The following is a 6,141-nucleotide window of genomic DNA, read 5'->3' as shown; positions in this document are numbered from 1 at the left end:
GCCCCCGCTGGCATGGGCGCCCGCCCCGGCGGCTACCCCGGCCAGCAGCGCAGCACTATGCCCGCCGACAGCACCCTCGGCAAACCCGCCACCGATAGCACCGGCGCGCCTCAGCGCCCCGGCGGCAACCCCGGCCTGCGCCCCGCCACGGCCCAGCCCGCCGACTCGACCAACGGCCGGCCCGCCGCTCCGGCCAGCAACCCCATCAACTCGCCGGCCAATACGCCCTCGCCGGGCACCAGCACCCCCAACGGCACCGTGCCTGCCGGCAGCCCCGGCGGCCGGCCCTAGCCGGCAGTTTCTCCTCTGCCGGAAAGAATGTATGGAACGTCATGCTGCGCCCGTCGCGGCATGGCGTTCGCATTTACAGCCCGCGCGGTCTTAATTGATTTTTAACGCGGCACCCGTCCGGCCACGGGCTACTTTTGTCTGCGCCATCTCCTTTTTCAATGTCTGATAAGCTTCCCGCGGCCCTGCCCGAAGACGACGCGCATTTCCTGCAGCGCCTGCGGCCCTCGCGGCTGATTTTGCCGGTGGCGCTGGGGCTGCTGGTGGTGGGCTACCTGTTCTGGCACAGCTACAAGCCCGGCGAGCTGGCCCCGCTGGCCCACGCCGACTGGCGCTGGCTGGCGGTGGCGGTGCTGGTGCTGGCCGCCCGCGACCTGGGCTACGTGTACCGCATCCGCCACATTGCCGAGAACGAGCTTACCTACCGGCAGGCGCTGGATGTGATTATGATTTGGGAGTTTGCTTCCTGCGTGCTGCCCTCGGGGCAGGGCGGCACGGGCGCGGCCCCGTTCATTCTCGAAAAAGAAGGCATTCCATTGGGCAAAGGCCTGACCTACATTATGGTAACGGCCCTGCTCGATAACCTGTACTACGTGGTGATGGTGCCGCTGGTGGTGCTCATTGCCGGGGCCGGCCTCTACCCGCACGAGGCGCTGCAAACCGGTTTCGTGGCCACGCTGCGGGTGGCGTTTGGGGTGAGCTACCTGTTCGTGACGCTCTATGCCGGGCTGATGCTGTACGCCATTTTCGTCAACCCGAAGTCGGTGCGCCGGCTGCTGGTGCGGCTGTTCTCGTTCCGATTGCTGCGGCGCTGGCGGCGCACGGCCTACCGCCACGGCCAGGAAATGGTGCGGTCTTCCCGGCAGCTGCGCGGCGCCGGCGCGGCCTACTGGTGGCGGGCCAGCGTGAGCACAGCTTTCGTCTGGACGGCCCGCTACGCCATCATCGGCTGCCTCATCGCCGCCTTCGTGCCGATGGACATGAACACCTTTCTGTTCATCTTCGCCCGCAACATCACCTACAAAGTCATTCTGCTGGTAGCCATCACGCCGGGGGGCGCGGGCATTGCCGAAGGCGCATTTCCCACGTTCTTCGGCAAGTTCATCGGCACGGCCACCATGACCAGCTTCCTGGTGTTTCTCTACCGAATCGTGACGTATTACCTCTACCTCGTGCTCGGCCTCATCTTCCTGCCGCGCTGGGTGACGCGGGTGTTCGGCAAGCGGCCGGCGGCGCAGTAGCGCGCGCTTTGCAGTGCGCGCCCCCGAAACGAACGATTATCAGCATGAGCGAAACGCGAATTACAAAGTTCGCGCTACTAAAAAAGAAAGCCCCGAACCGCAATGGTTCGGGGCTTTTTCAAGTCAAAACCGAAAGCAATTACTCCGCTTCCAGCATCAGGGCGGCGCCGTCGGCCGATTTCAGCGTGAGCTTTTTATCGGTCAGCGTTTCCACCGCGAAGGTGTTGCTGGTAGTGGCATTGTCGGGGGTCAGGGTAATGGTTTTGCCGGCCTGGTCGAAGGTGTACTTGCCCGACACGGCACCGCTGGTGCCGGTCATGTTGTAGGTGCCGTTGGCGAAGATGCGCAGCTCCTCCTGCTTCTGGGCATCGGTCTGCTTCACTTTGTCGCCGGCAGTGTCGGTTTCCTTGGCGGTTTTCCACACTTTGCTATCGGTGCCGTAGAGCATGTTGACGCCTTCTACTTTGCCTTTGTCGTTGCTGCACGATGCGGCAAACAGCGACACCAGCAGCAACAGGCCGGCGAGGTAACGGAACGAAAAGAGCGACTGAGGTTTCATGTGAAAGAGGGTATTGGTGAAAGAATGAAGTGCATTTGCCAGTGTCGGCGAACTCGTCGGCTTACGGTACAGGCTTAAAAGAGTTTAGAGCGTAACCTCCCCTTCACTGCCGCGTATAGGGCTCAGGTTTGCTTATCCCTGGATAGCCAACACCGCTCTATTCTTTCATTTAACCCGACCGAACTCATGGGACTCTTTGATTTTATCAGCGATAAAGGCGAGCAAAAGCCCGTCGAGCCGGCAGCCAAGCCCGCAGGCGGCGCTACCGATTTTTTCGGCAATAACTCTGCCGCCGCCAATCCAACCACGGCCGGCGACTCGTACACCGTGGTAAGCGGTGACTCGCTCTCCAAGATTGCCAAGCACCACTACGGCGACGCTGCCAAGTGGCACCAGATATACGAGGCCAACAAGGCCACCATCGGCAGCAACCCTGACCACATTGAAGTGGGGCAGGTGTTGACCCTACCTAGTCTCTAGGTACTTTTTTGCAGAAAAAAGGTGAGAAAAGCCACTCTGTTTCAGGGTGGCTTTTTTGCGTTCCGGGCCGGGTCGAAATCCGCTGTCCGGGCGGACGGAAACCGGCTGTCATCCTTCGCTGCGCTCAGGATGACAGCCGATTTTACCCAACGGAAAATATTTTTCGCCTCACTCATTGCCCGCGAAAAAATTTCTCCCGTACATTTGCCCTACCAACCCGGTACTCCTCGCTAACGGTGAGCAGTTTTCAAGTTTTATACAGAAGTGGCGAGAGACTAGGCTCCGTGACCCACTGGCAACCTTCGCCACGCGAAAGGTGCCAATTCCTACCCACCCGCAGCTTCGGCCGCGCTGGGACAGATGATTCGAGTGCCATGGAAAATTCTTCACATCCCGCTTTTTTTGCCCCGAATGCTTCGGCTGCTTTGTGCGCCGCAGGTTCGGGCTTCTTGGTTTCGGCCGCTGCCGGCCGGAACGTGGCCCCACGCCCGGCCCGAATGCGAATGTGCTGTTGCCGCCCGTGTTGCTGCTAAGCTGATTTCGGCTTAGAACCCCTCCTCCCCTCTTCTGATTTTTTTGGTGACCCCGTGGGTCTGCCGCGCGCCTTTTCGGGCTTCGCGGCGGGTTCGGGCCACCCGGCAACACGGGCCAACTCCGGGGACTTTATTGCGCTAACCAATGCTTTTTCAAGCTGTTGCGCTCCTTTTCCAATTGCATTTCTGGTTTTTCCAAAACTCAAAAGATAACCGCATCATGTCCGTTCAGCCCCAACACTTCGAAACCCTCCAACTCCACGCCGGCCAGCAGCCCGACCCCACCACCGGGGCCCGCGCCGTGCCGCTGTTCCAAACCACCAGCTACGTGTTCAAGAGCGCCGAGCACGGCGCCAACCTGTTTGCCCTGAAGGAGTTCGGCAACATCTACACCCGCCTGATGAACCCCACCACCGACGTGTTTGAGCAGCGCGTGGCGGCGCTGGAAGGCGGCGTGGCGGCGCTGGCCACCGGCTCGGGCCAGGCGGCGCAGTTCATTGCCCTAAACAACATTCTGCAGGCCGGCGACAACTTCGTGAGCACGGCCTACCTCTACGGCGGCACCTACAACCAGTTCAAGGTGGCGTTCAAGCGGTTGGGCATCGAAGTACGCTTTGCCGATGGCGACAATCCGGCTTCGTTTGAGGAGCTGATTGACGAAAAGACCAAGGCCATCTACCTCGAAACCATCGGTAACCCCAGCTTCAGCATTCCGGATTTTGAGGCCATTGCGGCCATTGCGAAGAAGCACGATTTGCCGCTGGTGGTGGACAATACCTTCGGCGCGGGCGGCTACCTGTTCCGGCCGTTGGAGCACGGCGCCAATATTGTGGTCGAGTCAGCTACGAAGTGGATTGGCGGGCACGGCACCAGCATCGGCGGCGTGATTGTGGACGGCGGCACCTACGATTTCGGCAACGGCAAGTTCCCGCAGTTTACCGAGCCGAGCGAAGGCTACCACGGCCTGGTTTTCAACGACGTGTTTGGCAAAGGCGGGCCGTTTGGCAACATCGCCTTCATCATCCGGGCGCGGGTGGAAGGCCTGCGCGACTTCGGCCCGGCCCTTAGCCCGTTCAACTCCTGGCAGCTGCTCATCGGCCTCGAAACCCTGAGTTTGCGCGTGGACCGCACCGTGGAAAACGCTCTCAAAATTGCCACCTGGCTGGAGCAGCACCCGCAGGTGGAGAGCGTGAATTACCCCGGCCTGGCCAGCAGCCCCTACCACACCATCGCCAGCAAGTACCTGAAGCGCGGCTTCGGCGGCGTGCTCTCGTTCCGCATCAAGGGCACCAAGGAAACGGCCACGCAATTCATCGATAACCTGAAGCTCATCAGCCACCTGGCCAACGTGGGCGACGCCAAGACGCTCATCATCCAGCCCTCGGCCACCACGCACCAGCAGTTGAGCGAAGCCGAGCAGCTGGCGGCTGGCGTCACGCCCACGTCGCTGCGCCTGTCGGTGGGCATCGAGCACTTTGAGGACATCAAAGCCGACCTGCAGGCGGCGTTCGATGCCATCGGCAACACGGCCAGCCTGCCGACGGCAGGCGACGAAGTGAGCGAGCCCGAGCTGGAGCACGCCCAGCCGCTGGAAGTATAATTCATTAATGATTAGCGGTTAATGGCTGGTGATTAATGACCTGTTGGAAAAAATTAATCATTAACCACTAGCCGCTAACCACTAAAAATTTGCCGCTAGCGGGCCACCCCTGGCGGGTCGGCGCCAGTCTCGCTGGCGGCCATGTTTATCGCAGCTTTAGAACCGGTGCGCCGGCCCGGCAGCCCTTCTGTGATTGGGAGGGTGTTTGCCCCGGAGGGGTCCCGTGAGATACCATGCGTGGGTCGGCCCATTGGTTCTAAAGCTGCGCTTTTTTGGAAATCATGTCGAATAAGTTATTTCAATTACCTGACCTGCAGCTGGAAAGCGGCGAAACCCTACGTGGGGCGCACGTGGCCTACCAGACGTTTGGCCAGTTCAACGAAGACCGCGACAACGTGGTGTGGGTGTGCCACGCCCTCACGGCCAATGCCGACGTGCCGGCCTGGTGGCCGGGACTGGTCGGGCCGGGCTGCTACTACGACCCCGCCGATTGGTTCATTGTGTGCGCCAACGTGCTGGGCTCCTGCTACGGCAGCACCGGGCCGCTCGATGCCGACCCGGCCACCGGCCAGGCGCGATTCCAGCACTTCCCGCTGCTGACCATTCGGGACCTGGTGGCGGCGCATGAGCTGCTGCGGCAGGATTTGGAGCTGACGGACATCCACACGCTGATTGGCGGCTCGCTGGGCGGGCAGCAGGCGCTGGAATGGGCCGTGCAGCGGCCGGACTTGTTTGACCACCTGGTGGTTATTGCCACCAACGCCCGCCACTCGGCCTGGGGCATTGCCTTCAACGAGGCGCAGCGACTGGCCATTGAGGCCGACCCGACCTACGCCGCCGGCCAGCCCGGCGGGGGCGACGAGGGCCTGCGCGCCGCCCGCGCCGTGGCCCTGCTCAGCTACCGCAGCTATTCGGCCTACGCCGACACCCAGACCGACCCCGACCCCGACGAGCTGCACCGCGAGCACCGCGCCAGCACTTACCAGCGCTACCAGGGCGACAAGCTGGTGTCGCGCTTCGACGCCTACAGCTACGTGTCGCTAAGCCGGAGCATGGACAGTCATAACCTGGGCCGGAACCGGGGCGGGGTGCCGGCGGCGCTGGCCCGCATCGGGGCGCGCACGCTGGTGCTGGGCATCACGTCGGACGTGCTGTTTCCGCTCAGCGAGCAGCGGGAGCTGGCGGCGCACATTCCGGGTGCGATGTACGCGGAGCTGGACTCGCGCTTCGGGCACGACGGCTTTTTGCTGGAAACGGCCGCCATAACGCACTTTCTGGAGCTGTTCTACGCGCCCACGTTCGTGCATTAGGGAATTTGAAACGAGTAGAACGTCATGCTGAGCGCAGTCGAAGCATCTCTACCGCGCAACTAATCCAATCAACAGGATTTACTACTGAGGCAGAGATGCTTCGACTGCGCTCAGCATGACGTTCTTTTTT

General features: G+C 61.8%; 5 protein-coding genes, 1 pseudogene and 1 riboswitch. Of the genes and pseudogenes, 5 read left to right on the top strand and 1 reads right to left on the bottom strand.

Translation table 11 applies throughout. From position 1 onward, the window contains the following. Both ACYVHT_RS18570 and ACYVHT_RS18565 read left to right on the top strand, forming a co-directional pair. Positions 1-291: pseudogene (locus ACYVHT_RS18570) on the top strand (hypothetical protein); the annotation flags it as partial. A 158-nt stretch (positions 292-449) separates the two neighbouring features. Further along, positions 450-1,529, top strand: coding sequence for a lysylphosphatidylglycerol synthase transmembrane domain-containing protein (locus tag ACYVHT_RS18565; RefSeq protein ID WP_460555435.1), 1,080 nt, complete (start codon positions 450-452; stop codon positions 1,527-1,529). 139 nt (positions 1,530-1,668) lie between these two features. Here ACYVHT_RS18565 and ACYVHT_RS18560 read toward each other — a convergent pair whose 3' ends face one another. Further along, positions 1,669-2,088, bottom strand: a complete 420-nt coding sequence (locus ACYVHT_RS18560) for a hypothetical protein (protein WP_460555432.1) — start codon at positions 2,086-2,088, stop codon at positions 1,669-1,671. A gap of 186 nt (positions 2,089-2,274) precedes the next feature. Here ACYVHT_RS18560 and ACYVHT_RS18555 point away from each other — a divergent pair, with 186 nt between their 5' ends. From ACYVHT_RS18555 to ACYVHT_RS18545, 3 genes are all read left to right on the top strand, one after another. Then, complete coding sequence (locus ACYVHT_RS18555) at positions 2,275-2,568, top strand: LysM peptidoglycan-binding domain-containing protein (RefSeq protein ID WP_460555429.1); 294 nt, start codon at positions 2,275-2,277, stop codon at positions 2,566-2,568. A 251-nt stretch (positions 2,569-2,819) separates the two neighbouring features. After that, a riboswitch (SAM riboswitch) is annotated at positions 2,820-2,935 on the top strand. Positions 2,936-3,321: 386 nt separating this feature from the next. Beyond that, positions 3,322-4,701 (top strand): O-acetylhomoserine aminocarboxypropyltransferase/cysteine synthase family protein, encoded by a 1,380-nt coding sequence (locus ACYVHT_RS18550; protein ID WP_460555426.1) that lies wholly within the window; start codon positions 3,322-3,324, stop codon positions 4,699-4,701. Between the two features lie 281 nt (positions 4,702-4,982). Beyond that, positions 4,983-6,011: a homoserine O-acetyltransferase family protein gene (locus ACYVHT_RS18545; protein WP_460555422.1), complete on the top strand. Its 1,029-nt coding sequence runs from the start codon at positions 4,983-4,985 to the stop codon at positions 6,009-6,011. Positions 6,012-6,141 lie beyond the last annotated feature (130 nt).

It is taken from the genome of Hymenobacter daeguensis (assembly GCF_054780555.1).
This window is presented reverse-complemented; position numbering and strand designations above follow the sequence as displayed.

What these genes read in the sequence shown, in the direction of transcription:
- ACYVHT_RS18565 (WP_460555435.1), top strand. Translation starts at nt 450, where the DNA reads ATGTCTGATAAGCTTCCCGCGGCCCTGCCCGAAGACGACGCGCATTTC.
- ACYVHT_RS18560 (WP_460555432.1), bottom strand. Translation starts at nt 2,088, where the DNA reads ATGAAACCTCAGTCGCTCTTTTCGTTCCGTTACCTCGCCGGCCTGTTG.
- ACYVHT_RS18555 (WP_460555429.1), top strand. Translation starts at nt 2,275, where the DNA reads ATGGGACTCTTTGATTTTATCAGCGATAAAGGCGAGCAAAAGCCCGTC.
- ACYVHT_RS18550 (WP_460555426.1), top strand. Translation starts at nt 3,322, where the DNA reads ATGTCCGTTCAGCCCCAACACTTCGAAACCCTCCAACTCCACGCCGGC.
- ACYVHT_RS18545 (WP_460555422.1), top strand. Translation starts at nt 4,983, where the DNA reads ATGTCGAATAAGTTATTTCAATTACCTGACCTGCAGCTGGAAAGCGGC.